The 1939-nt window shown below is 70.9% G+C and carries 1 protein-coding gene; it reads left to right on the forward strand.

The features are described 5' to 3' along the window. Positions 1-1716 (forward strand): penicillin-binding protein 2 (locus tag AB0C29_RS46065; protein WP_360834370.1); only part of this gene is annotated, 1716 nt, incomplete at its 5' end. Positions 1717-1939: the final 223 nt, after the last annotated feature.

The following is a 1939-nucleotide window of genomic DNA, read 5'->3' on the forward strand; positions in this document are numbered from 1 at the left end:
CCGCACGCCGGGCACGTCATCGAGCGGCTGCGCGCGCTGGATCTGCTCGTCGTCTCCGACATCTTCCTCTCCGAGACCGCGGCCGCGGAGAGCCTGCTCGAGCAGCGCCAGAAGCGCCTCACCGAGGTCGTCCTCCCGGCGCCGCGCGGCAGCATCCTGGACAGCTCCGGTGCGGTGCTGGCGCACAGTGTCGAGGCCCGGTACATCTACGCCGACCCGGAGATGATCAAGGATCCGGTCGCCGCGGCCGCCAAGCTGTCCCCGAAGCTGGGCATCCCGCCGTCCAAGCTGATCTCGCTCATGGCGAAGAAGAAGCGGCCCGGCGGCGGCCCGTCCCGCTTCGAGTACCTGGCCCGCGGGGTCGACATCGCGGTGGCCGACGAGATCGCCGCGATGAAGATCCCCGGCATCAGCTCCGACCGTGACGAGCGCCGCGACATCCCGGGCGCCGACCTCGCGGCCAACCTGATCGGCTTCACCGGCGACGACCACACCGGGTTGGAGGGCCTCGAGGCCCGCTACGACGAGTTGCTGCGCGGCAGCGACGGCAAGCGGGTGTTCGAGATCGGCCGGGGTGACCTGGCCAAGGAGATCCCGGGCGGCTACCACCGTCAGGACGACGCCTCGCCCGGCTCGTCGATCCAGCTGACCATCAACCGCGACCTGCAGTTCGAGGTGCAGCGGGTGCTGAGCCAGCAGGGCGAGAAGAACAACGCGACCGTGGCCGCCGCCGTGGTGCTCAACGCCAAGACCGGCGAGGTGCTGGCCCAGGCGAGCTACCCGGCCTACAACGCGGCCAAGCCCGGCGACTTCAAGCCCCGCGACCGGGAGGACGTGGCGACCAGCGTCATCGCCGACCCGGGCTCGACGCACAAGGCGTTCACCATCGGCGCGGCCCTGGAGGAGGGCGTCATCACCCGGGACTCGCTCATCACGGTGGGCCCGGGTCTCAAGCGCGGCGGCTACGACTTCGTGGACACCCACCGTCAGCCGTCCGGCACCCGGCTCACCATCCCGGGCGTGCTGGCGTACTCGTCGAACGTCGGCACGATCCGCATCGCCGACAAGCTCGGCAAGGCCAAGCTGTACGAGTACCAGCAGCGCTTCGGGCTCGGCCGGGCCACCAACGAGGGCATGCCGGGTGAGGCGACCGGCAAGCTGCTGACCCCCGCCGAGTGGAGCGGTTCGGCGTCCGGCTCGGTGCCGATCGGCATGAGCGTCGACGCCACGCTGATCCAGATGACCGCCGGGTACGGCGCCATCGCCAACGACGGCACCTACATCCAGCCGCACCTGATCAAGGCGACCATCTCCGGCAGGAACGGCTCGGTCGTCCCGGCCCCGGCACCGGAGACCCACCGGGTGCTCAGCGCCGGCACGGCCCGGCAGCTGCGCGAGATGATGGAGTCGGTGGTCGACGCCGAGGGCGGCACGGGTGGCCGGGCCAAGGTCGACGGCTACCGGGTCGCGGGCAAGACCGGCACCGGCAAGATGCTGGTCGAGGGCCAGTACACCAAGCACAACGCCGGCTCGTTCATCGGCATGGCACCGGCCGAGGACCCGCAGTTCGTCATCGGGGTCTTCGCCGACGTGCCCGACGGCACCGGCGGCGACGTGGCCGCTCCGGCGTTCAGCAAGATGATGTCCTCCGCGCTGCGCCACTACCGGGTGCCGCCGTCGGGTAACCCGGAGCCGACCTTCAAATTGAAGGGCTAACAGCACCGATGGCGTTCGCAGCGGGATGCCGGCCACGGGGTAGGGTCTGACGCCGTGTCCGGCATTCCCCGTCCCCAGACAGTCCGGCCCTCTCGGCTGGCCGACCTCGCGGTGCTGATCAGCGCCGAGCTGGTCGGTCCCTCCGCGGCGACCCGGGCGTCCAAGGCGTCGCGGTCCAGGTTGGCACAAAGCACAATGGACGCCCCAGCCGCCAGCGGCGCCA

It is taken from the genome of Actinoplanes sp. NPDC048791, from assembly GCF_040650095.1.
In the GTDB taxonomy this organism is placed as follows: Bacteria; Actinomycetota; Actinomycetes; order Mycobacteriales; family Micromonosporaceae; genus Actinoplanes.